The sequence below is a fragment of the Streptomyces sp. CB01635 genome, assembly GCF_002803065.1.
GTDB lineage: Bacteria > Actinomycetota > Actinomycetes > Streptomycetales > Streptomycetaceae > Streptomyces.
Genome location: NZ_NNBL01000001.1, coordinates 511,740 through 528,350 on the forward strand (window position 1 = coordinate 511,740; position 16,611 = coordinate 528,350).

General features: G+C 69.8%; 16 protein-coding genes. 10 read left to right on the top strand and 6 right to left on the bottom strand.

Annotated elements, in window-relative coordinates; genetic code table 11:
- The first annotated feature begins 154 nt into the window (after window positions 1–154).
- The gene (locus tag CG723_RS02110; RefSeq protein WP_100591418.1) at window positions 155–925 is read left to right on the top strand and encodes a hypothetical protein; all 771 of its coding nucleotides are present in this window, start codon (window positions 155–157) and stop codon (window positions 923–925) included.
- A 443-nt stretch (window positions 926–1,368) separates the two neighbouring features.
- Here CG723_RS02110 and CG723_RS02115 read toward each other — a convergent pair whose 3' ends face one another.
- The 3 genes from CG723_RS02115 to CG723_RS02125 form a co-directional block, all read right to left on the bottom strand.
- Window positions 1,369–2,826: a catalase gene (locus CG723_RS02115; protein ID WP_100591419.1), complete on the bottom strand. Its 1,458-nt coding sequence runs from the start codon at window positions 2,824–2,826 to the stop codon at window positions 1,369–1,371.
- A 205-nt stretch (window positions 2,827–3,031) separates the two neighbouring features.
- Entirely contained in the window at window positions 3,032–3,922 is an 891-nt protein-coding gene (locus CG723_RS02120) for a 2-hydroxy-3-oxopropionate reductase (RefSeq protein ID WP_100591420.1), read from the bottom strand.
- A 56-nt stretch (window positions 3,923–3,978) separates the two neighbouring features.
- On the bottom strand, window positions 3,979–4,836 hold the full coding sequence (locus CG723_RS02125; protein ID WP_442802508.1) for a TIM barrel protein: 858 nt from the start codon (window positions 4,834–4,836) through the stop codon (window positions 3,979–3,981).
- 160 nt (window positions 4,837–4,996) lie between these two features.
- Between CG723_RS02125 and CG723_RS02130 the strand changes: the two genes are divergently transcribed.
- The 8 genes from CG723_RS02130 (at window position 4,997) to CG723_RS02165 (ending at window position 12,328) form a co-directional block, all read left to right on the top strand.
- A complete protein-coding gene (locus CG723_RS02130; RefSeq protein WP_100591422.1) occupies window positions 4,997–5,248 on the top strand; it encodes a hypothetical protein in 252 nt (83 codons plus the stop codon).
- The gene (locus tag CG723_RS02135) at window positions 5,245–5,622 is read left to right on the top strand and encodes a helix-turn-helix domain-containing protein (RefSeq protein WP_100591423.1); all 378 of its coding nucleotides are present in this window, start codon (window positions 5,245–5,247) and stop codon (window positions 5,620–5,622) included. The genes CG723_RS02130 and CG723_RS02135 overlap by 4 nt, the downstream gene beginning before the upstream one ends.
- A gap of 171 nt (window positions 5,623–5,793) precedes the next feature.
- Window positions 5,794–6,309, top strand: coding sequence for a 2-oxo-4-hydroxy-4-carboxy-5-ureidoimidazoline decarboxylase (gene uraD, locus CG723_RS02140; protein ID WP_199841649.1), 516 nt, complete (start codon window positions 5,794–5,796; stop codon window positions 6,307–6,309).
- Window positions 6,309–6,713: a hydroxyisourate hydrolase gene (gene uraH, locus CG723_RS02145; protein WP_100591424.1), complete on the top strand. Its 405-nt coding sequence runs from the start codon at window positions 6,309–6,311 to the stop codon at window positions 6,711–6,713. The genes uraD and uraH overlap by 1 nt, the downstream gene beginning before the upstream one ends.
- 5 nt (window positions 6,714–6,718) lie before the next feature.
- Window positions 6,719–7,651 carry a factor-independent urate hydroxylase gene (pucL, locus tag CG723_RS02150; RefSeq protein ID WP_100591425.1) on the top strand — a complete coding sequence of 311 codons (933 nt, stop codon included), beginning with the start codon at window positions 6,719–6,721 and terminating at the stop codon, window positions 7,649–7,651.
- 67 nt (window positions 7,652–7,718) lie between these two features.
- Window positions 7,719–9,119 carry a nucleobase:cation symporter-2 family protein gene (locus CG723_RS02155; RefSeq protein ID WP_100591426.1) on the top strand — a complete coding sequence of 467 codons (1,401 nt, stop codon included), beginning with the start codon at window positions 7,719–7,721 and terminating at the stop codon, window positions 9,117–9,119.
- 48 nt (window positions 9,120–9,167) lie between these two features.
- Window positions 9,168–10,556 (top strand): 8-oxoguanine deaminase, encoded by a 1,389-nt coding sequence (locus CG723_RS02160; protein WP_100591427.1) that lies wholly within the window; start codon window positions 9,168–9,170, stop codon window positions 10,554–10,556.
- A 395-nt stretch (window positions 10,557–10,951) separates the two neighbouring features.
- A complete protein-coding gene (locus CG723_RS02165; protein WP_100591789.1) occupies window positions 10,952–12,328 on the top strand; it encodes a nucleobase:cation symporter-2 family protein in 1,377 nt (458 codons plus the stop codon).
- Between the two features lie 223 nt (window positions 12,329–12,551).
- On the opposite strand, the gene CG723_RS02170 is transcribed toward CG723_RS02165, so the two are convergent.
- Window positions 12,552–13,694 carry an MFS transporter gene (locus tag CG723_RS02170; protein WP_100591790.1) on the bottom strand — a complete coding sequence of 381 codons (1,143 nt, stop codon included), beginning with the start codon at window positions 13,692–13,694 and terminating at the stop codon, window positions 12,552–12,554.
- Window positions 13,695–13,835: 141 nt separating this feature from the next.
- Here CG723_RS02170 and CG723_RS02175 point away from each other — a divergent pair, with 141 nt between their 5' ends.
- On the top strand, window positions 13,836–14,582 hold the full coding sequence (locus tag CG723_RS02175; RefSeq protein WP_100591428.1) for an AraC family transcriptional regulator: 747 nt from the start codon (window positions 13,836–13,838) through the stop codon (window positions 14,580–14,582).
- A 60-nt stretch (window positions 14,583–14,642) separates the two neighbouring features.
- Here CG723_RS02175 and CG723_RS02180 read toward each other — a convergent pair whose 3' ends face one another.
- Together CG723_RS02180 and CG723_RS02185 are read right to left on the bottom strand one after the other, a co-directional pair.
- A complete protein-coding gene (locus tag CG723_RS02180) occupies window positions 14,643–15,563 on the bottom strand; it encodes a hypothetical protein (RefSeq protein ID WP_100591429.1) in 921 nt (306 codons plus the stop codon).
- 192 nt (window positions 15,564–15,755) lie between these two features.
- Window positions 15,756–16,580 carry a chitosanase gene (locus tag CG723_RS02185; RefSeq protein ID WP_100591430.1) on the bottom strand — a complete coding sequence of 275 codons (825 nt, stop codon included), beginning with the start codon at window positions 16,578–16,580 and terminating at the stop codon, window positions 15,756–15,758.
- Window positions 16,581–16,611 lie beyond the last annotated feature (31 nt).

A 16,611-nucleotide genomic window follows, 5' to 3' on the forward strand; every position in this document is an offset into this window, starting at 1 on the left:
TGGGGGGTGGGCCGCCCCTCCGGCATGACAGCGCGCGTCACGTGCGACATCGCGCGATACGTATGACACCGCGCGATACGTATGACACCGCGCCGACACCCGGCCGCTGCCCCGTGTTGACCGGCGGGCCGTCCCGGAAGGCGACGATCCGGTCATGGAACGACGGAAATTCGCCGCGGGCATCGCGGCAGCGGCCGCAACCCCCGCCCTGCTCGGCGCGGCCCCCGCCCCCTCGCACGGCGACGACCGGCTGAGGAAGGCCATGCGGGCCGCGCTCGGCGCCGAACTCGACGACCGGGCCGCCGCCCACGCCGTCGAGCCCCACATCCACGACATCGGCTTCGACTGGCACCCGCCGACGGTGCCCCTGGACCGGATCGACTTCCTCGTCGCGTACGGCTTCGGGAACCGGCCGCCGGCCGGTGGCGGCGACCCCACGAAGGTCATGTACGAGCCGGGACCGGTCAACGAGGAGCTGGCGGACACCGTGGCCCGCGTGCGCGCCCGCAGGGACGTGCCCGTGTACGCGCAGTGGGAGATCGCGCGCTTCCTGAAGTCCAAGTACCGCATGACCGACGTGACATCGATCGAGCCGGTCATCGCGCCGGACGGCACCATCACGTACCTGAGCACGGACGGCGTCGCCGCCCAGGTCGTGGAGGCCCGCAAGAAGCTGCCGGAGGGCATCGGCACGGCGGGCGTCATCGGCTTCCGCGACCACGTCAAACGCTGTGTGCAGACCACGAACGACCGCGGCATGAAGGCGTACGCGCCCGCCGGCTTCGAGATGCCCGGCACGTACGACCCCGAGTCGGGCCAGGCCTGGACGCGGCGGCGCGACCTGTATCTGGTGCACGACATGACGGCGCAGTGGACCGTGCTGCGCGAGAAGCTGATCGCGCAGGCGGGCAGCGGCAACTCCTGAGCACCGTCGGCCGGGCGACGCGGGGACAACGCAAGAACGCCGAGTACGGGACCGTCCGTACTCGGCGTTCTGTGCTTCCCCCGAAGCCGTCCTCCCCGGAAATGAAGTTCCCCGAAGAGGGCTTTCCCCGAAGGGAGTTGGGCCGCCCGACGGCATGCGACTGGCGAAACATGCATGCGTGCCGCCGGGCGGATTCCGTGGTGTGGCCGGTACCGCGGCGGCCTGGGATGAACCCCGGCGGCTGCCCTCCCCTCAGGTCGAGAAGGGGCCACCAGGATCTTGACCACCGCACTGGCTCGCAGAGCCGCCGCGGACCGTGCCTGTCCGCCTGGGGCGGACCGCCCGCGTCGCCGTGTGACCACCCCTCATCCGGGTCTGCACAGCGGCGCGGGCATTGCGTCCAGAGCCTGACCTCCCGTCAGACCCCGGACGCAGCTCGGGTGTCAGTCCTCGCGCAGGGCGCGGACCGCTTCCTCCACGCGCTTGCCGTACTCGGCGTCGGCGGCGTGGAAGTGAGCCAGGTTCTTCTCGATCACGTCGTCGCGGGAAACCTGCGAGAGGCCGCCGGCGATGTTGGCGATCAGACGGGACTTCTCGTCGTCCGACATCAGGCGGAACAGCTCGCCCGCCTGGAAGAAGTCGTCGTCCTTGGTGTGGGCGGGCGCCTCGTGCGTGCCGGTGTAGCCGGCGACGGCGAGCGGGGCCGACAGCGGGCGGCCGGTCTCGGCGGGCCCGTCGTACGAGTTGGGCTCGTAGTTCTTGCGGTCGCGGCCGTAGGCGTTGGACGCCATCAGGCCGTCGCGGCCGTAGTTGTCGGCGTCGGTCGCCTTGGGTGCGTTCACCGCGAGCTGGGTGTGGTTGACGCCCAGGCGGTAGCGGTGCGCGTCCGCGTAGGCGAACAGGCGGCCCTGGAGCATCTTGTCCGGGGAGGGACCGATGCCGGGCACGAAGTTGTTCGGGGAGAACGCGGCCTGCTCGACCTCGGCGAAGACGTTGTCCGGGTTGCGGTCGAGGACCAGGCGGCCCACGCGCTGCAGCGGGTAGTCCTTGTGCGGCCACACCTTGGTGAGGTCGAACGGGTTGAAGCGGTAGTCGTCCGCCTCGGCGACGGGCATGAGCTGCACGTACAGGGTCCAGGACGGGTTGACGCCGCGCTCGATGGCCTGCAGCAGGTCCGTCTGGTGCGAGTTGGCGTCCTTGCCCGCGATCTCGGCGCCCTGCTCGGAGGAGAGGCAGCGGATGCCCTGGTTCGTCTTGAAGTGGTACTTGACGAAGAAGGCCTCGCCCTCGGCGTTCGTCCACTGGTAGGTGTGCGAGCCGTAGCCGTTCATGTGGCGGTACGAGGCAGGGATGCCGCGGTCGCCCATCAGCCAGGTGATCTGGTGCGTCGCCTCGGGGGCGTGCGCCCAGAAGTCCCAGACGTTGTCCGCCTCCTGCTTGCCCGTGAAGGGGTCGCGCTTCTGGGAGTGGATGAAGTCGGGGAACTTGATCGGGTCCTTGATGAAGAACACCGGGGTGTTGTTGCCGACGAGGTCGTAGTTGCCCTCTTCGGTGTAGAACTTCAGCGCGAAGCCGCGCGGGTCGCGGACCGCGTCCGCGCCGCCGAGGTTGTCCGCGACGGTGGAGAAGCGGATGAACGTCTCGGTGCGCTTGCCGACCGTGCTGAGGAAGTCGGCGTGGGTGAAGCCGGTGACGTCGTCCGTCACCTCGAAGTAGCCGTACGCGCCGGAACCGCGCGCGTGGACGACACGCTCCGGGATGCGCTCGCGGTTGAAGCGAGCGAGCTTCTCGAGGAGGTGCTGGTCCTGGAGGAGAAGCGGGCCACCGACGCCGGCGGTGGCGGAATTCTGGTTGTCGGCGACAGGAGCGCCGGACTCGGTCGTGAGCACACGCTTCGACATGGTGGCGAGGGTGACCTTCCGTACGGAACTGCTGGGACTGCTGACGGTGAACCGGAGCGTAAGAGGCTCTGAACAGCTACGTCAACAGTTTGTTGAAGTTGTGGTCAACAGTTTGTTGAATTGAAAGGCATGGTTCCGGGCCGTGGCGACGCCTGGGCGCGACAGGACAGGTGTCAGCGCCGCCACGGCCCGGAAGTCCGGGGGGTCAGACCTGCTGACCGGAGAGACGCTCGACGCCGCGCAGCAGCGCGGAGTGGTCGAGGCCGCCGTCGCCCTGGGCGCGCAGGGAGGCGACGAGCTGGGCGACCACACCGCCGACGGGCAGGGCGGCGCCCACGTTGCGGGCGGCGTCGGTGACGATGCCCATGTCCTTGTGGTGCAGGTCGATCCGGAAGCCGGGCTTGAAGTCCCGGTTCAGGAAGTTGTCCTTCTTGCGGGTCAGGACGGTCGAGCCGGCCAGGCCGCCGTTGAGGACGTCGAGCGCGGCCGTCAGGTCCACGCCGGACTTCTCCAGGAAGACCACGGCCTCGGCGCACGCCTGGATGTTCACGGCGACGATCAGCTGGTTGGCGGCCTTCACGGTCTGGCCCGAGCCGTGCGGACCGCACAGCACGATGGTCTTGCCGAGGGCGTCGAGGAGCGGCTTGGCCTCGTCGAAGTCGGCCTGCTCGCCGCCGACCATGATCGACAGAACGGCCTCGATCGCGCCTGCCTCGCCACCGGAGACGGGGGCGTCGATGACGCGGATGCCCTTGTCCTTGGCGGCCTTCGCGAGGTCCACGGAGGTCTGCGGGGTGATCGACGACATGTCGACGATCAGGGCGCCGGACTTCGCGTTCTCGAGGATGCCGTTCTCGCCGTAGGCGATGGCCTCGACCTGCGGAGAGGCGGGCACCATCGTGACGATGACGTCGGCGTCCTTGACGGCCTCGGCGATCGAGCCGGCCGCGGTGCCGCCGGCGGCCGCGAGCCGCTCCAGCTTGTCCTGCTCGAGGGTGAAGCCGGTCACCGAGTAACCAGCCTTGATCAGGTTCTCGGACATGGGGGAGCCCATGATGCCGAGTCCGATCCACGCGATCTTGGGGAGGTTGCTCATGAGGGTGCCTCTCTAACTGCGGTCGTACGTAGGTGAGTTGGCGCGCGTCGGGACGCTCAGCGCGTGGCGCGGGCCCCGGCGGGCAGCCAGTCGAAGGCCTCGGCGCTCGGCTTGTCGCCGGGCTTGTACTCCAGGCCGACATAGCCCTCGTAGCCCGTCTTCGCCAGCTGGTCGAGCAGCTCCTCGAGCGGCAGCGAACCGGTGCCGGGGGCGCCGCGGCCCGGGTTGTCGGCGATCTGCACGTGGCCGGTCTTCGCGGCGTACTGCTCGATCACCGCGGGCAGGTCCTCGCCGTTCATGGACAGGTGGTACAGGTCCATCAGGAACTTGGCGTTGCCGAGGCCCGTGGCCGCGTTCACCTTGTCCACGATCTCGATCGCCTTGGGGGCGCTCACGATCGGGCACAGCGGCGACTCGGGCTTGTTCAGCGCCTCGATCAGGAGGATCGCGCCGACGCGGTCGGCGGCGCGGGCCGCGAGCACCAGGTTCTCCAGGGCGAGCTCGTCCTGGACCGCCGGGTCCACGCCGTCGACGCGGTTGCCGTACAGCGCGTTGAGCGCCTTGCAGCCGAGGGAGAGGGCGAAGTCCGCCGCGATGTCGATGTTCGCGCGGAACTTGTCGCTCTCCTCGCCGGGGATGGACAGGGCGCCGCGGTCGGGGCCCGGCAGCTGTCCGGCGTAGAAGTTGAGTCCGGTGAGCTGTACGCCCGCGTCCTCGATCGCCTTCTTGAGGGCGTCGAGTTCGGACTGCTCGGGGGTGGGGGCGTCGACCCAGGGCCACCACAGCTCGACCGCGGTGAAGCCCGCCGCGGCGGCGGCCGCGGGGCGCTCCAGGAGCGGGAGTTCCGTGAAGAGGATCGACAGGTTGACGTTGAAGCGCTGGTCTGCGGCTGTGCCCATCGAAAAGCTCGGCATGGGGGTCGGCGCTCCCTTCCGTATCGAGATCCGTACGGCACTCGGTATCGAGTTCCGTATAGCGGAAGTTCGTTTCTGCTTGATGGAAGACTGCCGGGGATGCTTCGCTCTTGTCAAGAGGGGCTGCCGGAAAAACCGGTCGCGGCAGTAGGTTGACCCCGTGCGATTGAGAGTGGAGTTCACGACCGAGCCCTTCGACCTGGACGAGGCGCCGCCCCATGCGGTCGTCGCCCGCGACGTCATCCAGAAGGCCGAACTGGACGCGGTGGATGTCGGACCCTTCGGCAACACCGCCGAAGGGGAGGCGGACGCCGTGCTCGGCGCGGTGGACGCGCTGCTGCGCCAGGCCCTGGCGGCCGGCGCCACCCGCGTCTCGCTCCAGGTCAATGTGATGGGGGAGGGCGATAAGTGAGCGCTACAGGAGACGTCCCCTTCGTCAGCGCGGTGAAGCCGCTGGTGGACGCCATGGGGGGCGAGATGCTGCCGCCGCAGGAGGCGGGCAAGGATGATGTCGTCCTGCACTGGGAGGGTCGCGAGGTCGTCGCGGTACGGCTGCCCCAGCTGGCCGACTCCCTGGATCACATCCTGGTGGCCATGGAGCGCGGGCGGGGCATGCCCCTGTCGGCCCTCGACCGCAAGGCCAAGCAGGAGGTCGTACGGATACTGGAGGCACGCGGTGCCTTCTCCGTGCGGCACGGAGTGGAGACCGTGGCCGGTGCGCTCGGGGTGAGTCGTTTTACCGTCTACAACTACCTGAACAGGGAAAACGCGGCCAAGGGGGAGTAGCCTCCCCAGTATCACGCCAAGGTGTCGAACCAGCCGCCGTCCGGATACCGGGCGGCGGTTTTTGTAACTCCGAGTTTTCAACAAAGTGTTGACGTGGTGTTTCGGAGGGCGTTAGCTATCCGCAGCCCGTCCAGCTCAAGGCCACGGAGGCTTCCCGTGACTTCACGTCCGATGCCGGGGCTTTCCCGGTTCAACACCCTTCAGGAGAACGCGGCCGGTGCCGCGCTCCACGAGGTGTGTGCAAGCTCGGCGTGGGGGAGCAAGCTCCTCGCCCAGCGCCCCTTCGAATCCGCTGAGGAACTCTTCGACGCGAGCGACGCCGCCATGGCCGAGCTCAGCGCCGAGGATCTCGCCGAGGCGATGGCGGGGCACCCCCCGATCGGCCGCCCGAAGCCGGGCGACCCGACCTCGTCCCGCGAGCAGCGGGGCATGGCCGGCGCCTCCGAGGAGCTCAAGGCCGAGATGCTCGAACTGAACCTGGCGTACCAGGACCGGTTCGGTCATGTCTTCCTGATCTGCGCCACCGGGGCGACCGGCGAGCAGATGCGCGACGCGATGAAGGCCAGGATCGGTAACGACACCGGCACGGAGCGCGAGATCGTGCGCACCGAACTGGGGAAGATCAACCGTATCCGCCTGACCCGCCTCGCCGAAGAAGACGTAGAAGTGGAAGAGGACAAGGACTGATGAGCACCGCGACCACCGCGTCGGTGTCGACGCACATTCTCGACACCAGCATCGGACGCCCCGCCGAGGGCGTCGCCATCTCGCTCGCCGCCCGCTCGGGCAGCGACGCCGAGTGGGTGGCGCTCGGCGGCTCCGCGACCGACGCGGACGGGCGCTGCAAGGACCTGCCGGCGCTGCCGGAGGGCACCACCCACGTACGGCTCGACTTCGCCGTCGAGACGTACTTCACGCGTTCTATCAAGACAGTGAAGCAAGCCGAGGCGCAGCAGGACGCCCCCCGCGTAAGGGACAGCGGTGCGTTCTTCCCGGAGGTGGCGATCACGTTCGCCGTCAAGCCGGGCGAGCACTATCACGTACCGCTGCTGCTCAACCCGTTCGGCTACTCCGTTTACCGAGGGAGCTAGCAGACATGCCCACGATTCTCGGCCAGAACCAGTACGGCAAAGCAGAGAACCGCGTCGTCAAGATCACGCGGGACGGCGACACCCACCACATCAAGGACCTGAACGTCTCCGTCGCCCTCTCCGGCGATCTCGACGACGTCCACTACAACGGCTCGAACGCCAACTGCCTTCCGACGGACACGACGAAGAACACCTGCTTCGCGTTCGCCAAGGAATACGGCATCGAGTCGGCCGAGCAGTACGGCATCCACCTCGCCCGGCACTTCGTGGACAGCCAGCCGTCCATCCACCGCGCGCGCATCCGCATCGAGGAGTACTCCTGGGAGCGCATCGCCGGCTCCGACGGCAACTCCAAGTTCATCGGCGCCGACGAGGTCAAGCACTCCTTCGTCCGCAAGGGCCAGGAGACCCGCCTCGCGCAGATCACGTACGACGGCGAGAAGTTCGAAGTCCTGTCCGGGCTCAAGGACCTGACCGTGATGAACTCCACGAACTCCGAGTTCTGGGGCTACATCAAGGACAAGTACACGACGCTCCAGGAGGACTACGACCGCATCCTCGCCACGTCCCTGTCGACGTGGTGGCGGCACAACTGGACCTCCGACGAGCAGCGCATGCCGCAGTGGGAGAAGTCCTACGAGCAGTCCAAGAAGCACATCCTCCAGGCGTTCGTGGAGACGTACTCGCTCTCGCTCCAGCAGACGCTGTACCAAATGGGTTCGCGGGTCATCAACAACCGCAGCGAGATCGACGAGATCCGCTTCTCCGCGCCCAACAAGCACCACTTCCGGCAGGACCTCTCCGCCTTCGGTCTGGAGAACGAAGCCAAGGACGGCGCCGTGTACTACGCGGCCGACCGCCCCTACGGCCTGATCGAGGCCACCATCCTGCGCGACGGCTGCGAGCCGCACATCCCGGTCGACATGACCAACCTCTGACGCGGGGCGCGCACCCCCCGCCCGCCCGCAGTCGGGCGGGGGGTGCGCCACACCGGAGGGACCAGCAATGGCAACGCCTGCAAAAGGGCCGGCTGAAGGCCCGTGTTCCACCCCACCGGCAGGACTTGAGGTCCACCCGGTGGACGAGAAGCTCCACCCCTCGCGGCTCGTCCCCGCGGCACTCCAGCACATCGCCGCGATGTACGCGGGCGTGGTCACGCCCCCGCTCATCATCGGCCAGGCCGTCCGTCTCGACACGGCGGGCCAGACCCGGCTCATCGCCGCCAGCCTGCTCATCGCGGGCGTGGCCACCCTCCTGCAGACCCTCGGCGTCAAGGGACTCGTCGGCAACCGGCTGCCCTTCGTCAACGCCGCCTCCTCGGCCGGCATCGCGCCGATGCTCGCCATCGCCGAGACCAACGCCCGGGGCGACCAACTCCCCGCCATCTACGGTGCGGTGATGGTCGCCGGCGTCTTCTGTCTCGCGATCGGCCCGTTCTTCGGCAGGCTCCTGCGCTTCTTCCCGCCGCTCGTCACGGGCGTCGTCATCACCCTCATCGGGGTGACCCTGATGCCCGTCCCGGTCGCCTGGGCGCAGGGCGGTGACAAGACCGCCGCCGACTTCGGCGACATGAAGTACCTGGGACTCGCCGCGTTCACGCTCGTCGTCATCCTGGTGATCCAGCGCTTCGGCCGCGGCTTCGTCAAGCAAGTCGCCCTGCTTCTGGGCCTGTTGATCGGCACGCTGGCCGCGATCCCGTTCGGCATGGCCGACTTCGGAGCCCTCAGGTCGGCCCCGGTCGCCGCGCTGCCCACGCCCTTCGCGTTCGGCACGCCCGAGTTCCAGCCCGCCGCGATCCTCTCGCTCTGCCTGGTGATGCTCGTCCTGATGACGGAGTCCAGCGCCGGGATGCTCGCCATCGGCGAGATCTGCGACCGCGAGACCAGCGGCAGGACCATCACCCGCGGCCTGCGCACCGACGGCCTCGCCACTCTTCTCGGCCCCGTCTTCGGCGGCTTCCCCACCTCGGCCTTCGCCCAGAACGTCGGCGTCGTGTCGCTGACCAAGGTGCGCAGCCGCTACGTCGTCGCCGCCGCGGGAGGCGCGCTCCTGGTCCTCGGCGCCTTCCCGGTGCTCGGCGCGGTGGTCTCCACGGTGCCGATGCCGGTCCTCGGCGGCGCGGGCATCGTCCTCTTCGGCTCCATCGCCGTCAGCGGCATCCGTACGCTGTCGGAGGCCGGCCTCGACGACAGCTCGAACATCATCCTGGTCGCCGTCTCGCTCGGCGCGGGCATCATCCCGCTCGCCGCGCCCACCTTCTACGCCGAATTCCCGGCCTGGGCGCAGACCGTGCTCGGCTCCGGCATCAGCGCGGGCGCCCTGGTGGCCGTATCGCTGAACCTGTTCTTTCACCATCTCGGCACCCGCGGCCGCGCCACCGCCGCCGCGGCACTCAAATCCTCCTAGGGTCCTGCCGTGCCCACACGCCTCGCCACTCATCATGAAGGAAGCACCATGGCACCTTCGGCAGCCCCTTCCCGCATCGTCATCGAGAACGCGGCCATCGCGACCGTCGACGCCAACGACACCGAGTACGCCTCGGGGTACGTGGTCGTCGCCGACAACAAGATCGAGTCCATCGGCGCAGGCCAGGCCCCTGCGGGCCTGGAGAACGTCGTACGCCGCGTCGACGGCACCGGCCACCTCGTCACGCCCGGCCTGATCAACACGCACCACCACTTCTACCAGTGGATCACCCGGGGCCTCGCCACGGACCACAACCTGTTCAACTGGCTGGTCGCGCTGTACCCGACGTGGGCGCGCATCGACGAGCAGATGGCCCGCGTCGCCGCGCAGGGTTCCCTCGCGATGATGGCCCGCGGCGGTGTCACCACCGCGATGGACCACCACTACGTGTACCCGCAGGGCTCCGGCGACCTGTCCGGCGCCATCATCGGCGCCGCCTCCGACATGGGCGTCCGCTTCACGCTCGCCCGCGGCTCCATGGACCGCAGCGAGAAGGACGGCGGCCTGCCGCCGGACTTCGCGGTCGAGACCCTCGAGGGCGCGCTCGCGGCCACCGAGGAGACCGTCAGGAAGCACCACGACGCCTCCTTCGGCGCCATGACCCAGGTGGCCGTCGCCCCCTGCTCGCCGTTCTCCGTGTCCACCGAACTCATGAAGCAGGGCGCCGAGCTGGCGCGCCGGCTCGGGGTAAGGCTGCACACCCACGGCAGCGAGACGGTCGAGGAGGAGAAGTTCTGCCACGAGCTCTTCGGCATGGGCCCGACCGACTACTTCGAGTCGACGGGCTGGCTCGGTGAGGACGTGTGGATGGCGCACTGCGTCCACATGAACGACTCGGACATCGCCGCCTTCGCCCGTACGGGCACGGGTGTCGCGCACTGCCCGTCGTCCAACGCCCGTCTGGCGGCCGGCATCGCCCGCGTCCCGGACATGCTCAAGGCCGGCGTCCCGGTCGGCCTCGGCGTCGACGGCACGGCGTCCAACGAGTCCGGCGAACTGCACACCGAGCTGCGCAACGCGCTCCTCATCAACCGTCTCGGCGCCCACCGCGAGGCCGCACTGAACGCCCGTCAGGCGCTCAGGCTCGGCACCGCCGGCGGTGCCCGGGTCCTGGGCCGCGCCGCCGAGATCGGCTCCCTGGAGGCGGGCAAGCTCGCCGACCTGGTCCTGTGGAAGATCGACGGCATCGGGCACTCCTCGATCGCCGACCCGGTCACCGCCATCGTCTTCGGCGCGGCGGCCCCGGTCACCCTCTCCCTCGTCAACGGAAAGCCGGTCGTCGAGGACGGACGCCTGCTGCACGCCGACGAGGACGCCATCGCGCGCGATGCGCGTCAGGAGGCCCAGCGTCTCGCGCGGATCACCGCCGAGTCCTAGTGGGTGGCCGCCGGGTCTCCGCGACGCCGCGGAGACCCGGCGGCCACCCACTGACCAAGAACTCCGGTCGGGGGGGACGGCCCCCGACCGGGCTTGAGCTGCCGAGCGGGCTGCTCAAGTGCCGCCCCGGATCGTGGCCCAACACTTCACGATCCCGGGGCGGTCAGCACTACCTGGGCGCAGTACCCACAACCGAATACCGGCAAGTCCTTGCACGACGTACCACCTCCCAGAAGCGAGTGCCGCCCAGGCACTGGAAAACAACCGGAGGAGCCGCTGTGGCCATCAAGCCCAGGTTCACCAAGCAAGGCACCACCCCCGACGAGATATCCGAGGGGCACACCGAACATCCTGCGGGCAAGCACCCGGTGGACGAGAAGCTGCCGCCGCTGAAGATGGCGACGACCGGCCTCCAGCACGTCGCCGCCATGTACGCGGGCGTCGTCGCGCCGCCGCTCATCGTGGGCGCCGCCGTGGGCCTGTCGCCCAAGGAACTCACCTTCCTGACCGGCGCCTGCCTGTTCACCGCGGGACTCGCCACGTTCCTCCAGACCCTCGGCATCTGGAAGATCGGCGCCCGTCTGCCGTTCGTCAACGGCGTCACCTTCGCCGGTGTCGCGCCCATGATCGCCGTCGTCAACTCGACCGACGACAAGAAGGACGCGCTGCCCGTCATCTTCGGCGCGGTGATCGTCGCAGGCGTTCTCGGCTTCATCGCCGCCCCCTTCTTCAGCAAGCTCGTACGCTTCTTCCCGCCGGTCGTGACCGGCACGGTCATCACCCTCATCGGCGTCTCGCTGATGCCGGTCGCGTTCGGCTGGGCCCAGGGCCCCAACCCCGCGGCGAAGGACTACGGTTCGACGACGTATCTCACGCTGGCGGGCATCACTCTCGTCATCGTGCTGCTGCTGCGCCGGTTCACCACGGGTTTCGTCAAGCAGATCGCCGTACTCCTCGGCCTGATCATCGGCACCCTCGTCGCGATCCCCTTCGGCGTCACGGACTTCAGCCCGATCGGTGACGCGGACGTCATCGGCTTCCCGACGCCGTTCCACTTCGGCGCCCCGCAGTTCGCCGCCGCCGCGATCGTCTCCCTGTGTGTCGTCATGGTCGTCTCGATGACGGAGTCCACGGCCGACATGCTGGCGCTCGGTGAGATCGTGGAGCGTCCCGCCGACGAGAAGACCATCGCGGCCGGCCTGCGGGCCGACACGCTCGGCTCGGCGCTCAGCCCGTTCTTCAACGGCTTCATGTGCAGCGCGTTCGCCCAGAACATCGGCCTCGTCGCGATGACGAAGATCCGCAGCCGGTACGTCGTCGCCACGGGCGGCGGCTTCCTCGTCCTGATGGGCCTGTGCCCGATGGCGGCCTCGCTGATCGCGGTCGTGCCGCGGCCCGTTCTCGGCGGCGCGGGCGTCGTGCTCTTCGGCTCGGTCGCGGCGAGCGGTATCCAGACCCTGGTCAAGGCGAACCTGGAGCGGGACAACAACGTTCTGATCGTGGCCGTTTCGCTGGCCGTCGGGCTCATCCCGATCGCGGCGCCGGAGTTCTACCACGCGTTCCCGGAGACCGCGAAGATCATCCTGGATTCGGGCATTTCCACGGGCTGCGTGGCCGCGGTGATCCTCAACCTGCTCTTCAACCACCTCGGCCGCAGCGGCGACGCGGACGACGTGACGGCCCCGATGGAACCGGGCGGTGAGATCGCGTCGACGCGTACGGTCGCCGGGTCCTCGGCGTCGGCAGGGTCTTCCGCGGCAGGGGTGCACTGACGCACCGAGCGTGACGCCCCCGGCCGCATGGCGGAAGTTGCTTTGCAGTCAAACCGGATTGCCGGTCCCGCGTGAGCCGCAGCGCGACGGGACCGGCCGTCGTCCTCGGTTCGGGTATCTCGACGGACTGCATCCTGGCAGTCGGCCCGAACCTTCTCTTCAACCACCCGGGCGGAAGGCGGGTTCGGCCACGGTGCCCGAACCGGACCTCCCGCACCGACCGTCACTCCGCCTGTTTCACCGGCCGTCCGCCGGGCTCGCACAGCGTCCGTACGAGCAGCCAGCCGAGTGCCGGCAGGACGGTCAGCGGCGCGAGCGCGGTGCGCAGGGACGTGGCGTCCGCGAGGGCGCCGATCGCCGGGCTCGCGATGCCGCCGACGCTGACCGCAAGGCCCAGCGTGACGCCGCTCGCGGTGCCCACGCGCCGGGGCAGATAGTCCTGGCCGAGCGTGATGTGCAGCGAGAACGGTACGTACAGGCCGGCGGACGTCAGTGCCACGCACAGGTAGAGGGCGGGACCGGGGACGAAGACGACCCCCGCGACGGCGAGGACCGTCAGGGCGTACGACCAGCGCAGCACCGGCACGCGGCCGAAGCGGGTGGCGAGCCTGCCGCCCGCCACGGTGCCCACCGCGCCGCCGATGTAGAGCACGAACAGCGCGGCTGTGCCCGCTACTTCACCACCGCCCGCCCGCTGGCGCGCGTACAGGGAGATGAACGCGCTCAGGCCGACGAAGACGATCGAGCGGCACACAATGGCGCCGGTCAGCCTGAGGAACGACGGCCAGTCGTCCCTGCCGTCCACTTCGAGCGCGGCCCCGCCCGCCGCCGGGACGGCTCTGCGGCCCGAGCGCAGCGCGGCCACGCACAGGGCCGCTCCGGCCAGGCCCGGGACGACAAGCAGCGGCGACGCGTGCAGCCCGCCGGTGGCGACGACGGCCGAGACCAGCAGGGGCGCGGTCGCGAATCCGAGGTTGCCGCCCAGTGAGAACCAGCCCATCGCCGTATGGCTGCCACGGCTCGCGACGCGGGCCACGCGCGCGGCCTCAGGATGGTAGGCGGCGACCCCGATCCCGGACACCGCGACCACCACCAGCGTGAGGGCGTACGAGTCCCCGACGCCGGCCAGCGACACACCGGCCCCGCCCACCACGCAGCTCACCGGCAGCAGCCACGGCATCGCCCACCGGTCCGTGAGCGCGCCGAACAGCGGCTGCACCACCGACGACAGCAGCGATGCGGCCAGCACGATCCCGGAGGCGGCGGCATACGTGTAGGACCGCTCGGAGACGAAGAACGGCACCAGGGCGGCCACCGCGCCCTGGTAGACGTCCACGCACGCGTGCCCGAGAGCGAGCAGGGTGATGGGCCCGCGCCGGCGGGCCGGTGGTTCGGGGGCGGCTGTCGGCTCGGTCGTGGGAGCGGGGGAGACGGAGGTCCGGTTGTCTGACACCCGTCCATCGTCCGTACGGGCCGTCGTGGCGCGCTTCCGATAAAGTGCCAATGTATGCCGAATATCCGCCACACTCCGCAGGCACCCACCCGCACCCAGACGCTGGCGGCGGGCGGGCGGATCGACCCCCACCGGCACGACGAGCACCAGATCGTCTACGCGGGCTCGGGAGTCCTCGCCGTCACCACCGACGCCGGCACCTGGTTCGCGCCCGGCACCCGCGCCATCTGGGTGCCGGCCGGCTGCGTCCACGCCCACCGCGCCCACGGGCACCTCGCCCTGCACACGCTCGGCCTGCCCGCCCGGGTCAACCCGCTCGGCCTGGACGCGCCCACCGTCCTGACCGTCAGCCCGCTGCTGCGCGAACTGCTCCTCGCCGCCACCCGCGACCCCGACGAGGACAGCCCCGAGAGCAGGCGCCTGCGCGCCGTCCTCCTCGACCAGCTGCGCGCATCCCCGCAGCAGCCCCTCCAACTCCCCACCCCCACCGACCCGCGCCTCAAGGCGGTCTGCGACCTCCTGTACGACGACCCGGCCGACGCCCGCCCCTTGGCCGCGCTCGGCAGGGCGTCCGGCGCCGGCGAACGCACGCTGAGCCGCCTCTTCCGCCGCGAACTGGGGATGACCTTCCCCCAATGGCGCACCCAGCTCCGCCTCTACCACGCGCTGCGGATGCTGGCGGAGGGCGAGCCGGTCACAGCGGTCGCGCACCGCTGCGGCTGGTCCTCCACCAGCGCGTTCATCGACGTGTTCCGCCGCGCGTTCGGCACCACGCCGGGGGAGCACAGCCGGAGGCCCTAGGGCTTCTCCTCACGTGTCCCTCGGCTGTCCGGGCCGCCCGGGCCGCCCGCCGTGTCGCGGTCAGCTTCCGCACAGGGCGGCCGTCCTGACCGAACCGCCCTTGTTCTCGTCGTCCGTGCCGAGCACCGCGTCACGCGAACCGGGCACACACTCCAGCGCCTCGACCTTGAACCCCGTGAACTTACCCAGAACCGCAGGCGACTTGGAGACCGTCAGTCGCACCGCACCCGACTCAGAGATCCGCACACGCCCCGCCGCACTCACCGCCGAGTCGAACGGCCCGTCGTCCCCCGCGTCCGACGCCGAGCTGACGAGCAGCCGCCCGTCACCGGTCACCGAGATGTCGGACACGTGCCGGACGTCACCCGTCGGGTACGGCGCCCGGAACGACGCCCGCTGAAGCGCCCCGAACTTCGCGTCCCCGTACTCGCTGTAGGAGAACGGCGCCGCGAAGACCGTGGCGGGCCGCCCGGCCCCGTCTCCCCGGTCCGCCCACACCGCCGCGAGCTTCCCCTCGTTCGAGGCCAGCGCGAAGCTCTCGAAGTCGTCGCCCTCGCGGATCCCGGGGAGTGGCGAGAGGTCGAGCACCTTCACCGTGCTGCCGGCCGGCCGGAGGTGGTAGACGAGTCCCCGGCTGGCCAGGGCCACATATTCGCCGGGTGTGCCCGGCACCGCCTCGACGGCCTCCAGGTCGGTCGGCTCCGCGCCGTCCCAGGTGACCGGGGTGACGTCGGCCGAGGCGGACTCGCCCTTGGAATACATGAGTTGGGCGATCCGGTTGTCGCCCGGCTTCTTGTTGTCGCGCACGATGAGCGCGTGGACCGTTCCGTCGGAGTGCCCGGTGAGGGCGAGCCCGCTGACACCGGATTTCACATCGTCGCCGACCCGCTCCCAGGGGCCCGCGGCCCCCGCCTGACCTGCCGCCACCAAGGCAAGGGTCGCGGTGGCGGCGGCGAGCAGTGACTTGTGGCGGAGCTGCATGGGCGGGCCTCTCGCTTCGGGGGTGACGCTGGGGGCAACGCGTCGGGGTGACGCGCGTAGACGGACGGCTGCCCGGGACCGTAGCGATCATGGCGAGCCGGGGGCAAGGGGTGTATGGGCTGTTCGGTGTACGCGCAAGCGGCGCGCCCGGCTCATGTGAATACCGAACGCGCCGCCCTGAGAAGGGAGTTGTCAGCCGATGTGGTAGCTGTCCCCGTACACCTTCCAGTCGAGCGGCGGGTCCAGGTTCAGATTGCCGTTCTCGAGGAAGACGCGCTGCGCGGTGTCGACGCGGCTCGTGTCGCTGTGGGCCTCCTCCTGCTTCATGGCCCACACCCGAGCGTCGAGGAACGCGTTCAGGTACGCGACCTCGTCGCCGCCCTGCGCCGGCGGCTGGGCCTGGGCGAGAGCGCGCTTGCGGATGTTGCGGAAGCTCGTCGCGTCATCGCCGTCGCCGTGCATCACGATGGCGTCGTAGTACGCGAACTGGCCGAGCGTGCCGATGCCGTCCGCCTTGCCCTGAGAGACCGCGGGGTTGAAGTACACGCGGTCGCGCTCGTCGTTCTGGGCCTGCTGGAACGCGGAGTCCTCGGCCGCCTTCTCCCAGTCGCCCGGGTAGTCGGGGTCGAGGCCGTCGTGCGAGTCGGTGCCGTCCACCTCGCGCAGGGCGGGCAGGTACTTCGCGAGGACGTTGCCGGGCTTGCGCTGCGTGTACAGCTCCACGAGGTCGAGCATGTCGCCGGTGCCGGAACAGAAGCCGATGATCCCGGCGGTGTAGCCGCGGCCGTCACCGATGTCCTCGATGTAGCCGTACTGGGCCTTCCAGTCGAGCGAGGAGTTCTCCGCGCTCGACACCAGCTTCATGGCGATCTCCTTCTTCGCCGGGTCGTCGAGCCCGCTCGCGGAGACGGGCGTGGCCGTCGCGAGCTGGGTCGTGAGGAGCGGGGCCGCGACGACCGAGGCGCCGATCAGGGCGAGCAGGGTGCGACGCGACGTGCGTATGTGGGGGGTGTGCACGGGACCTCCATGGGGGAGCTCGTTCTTCCGC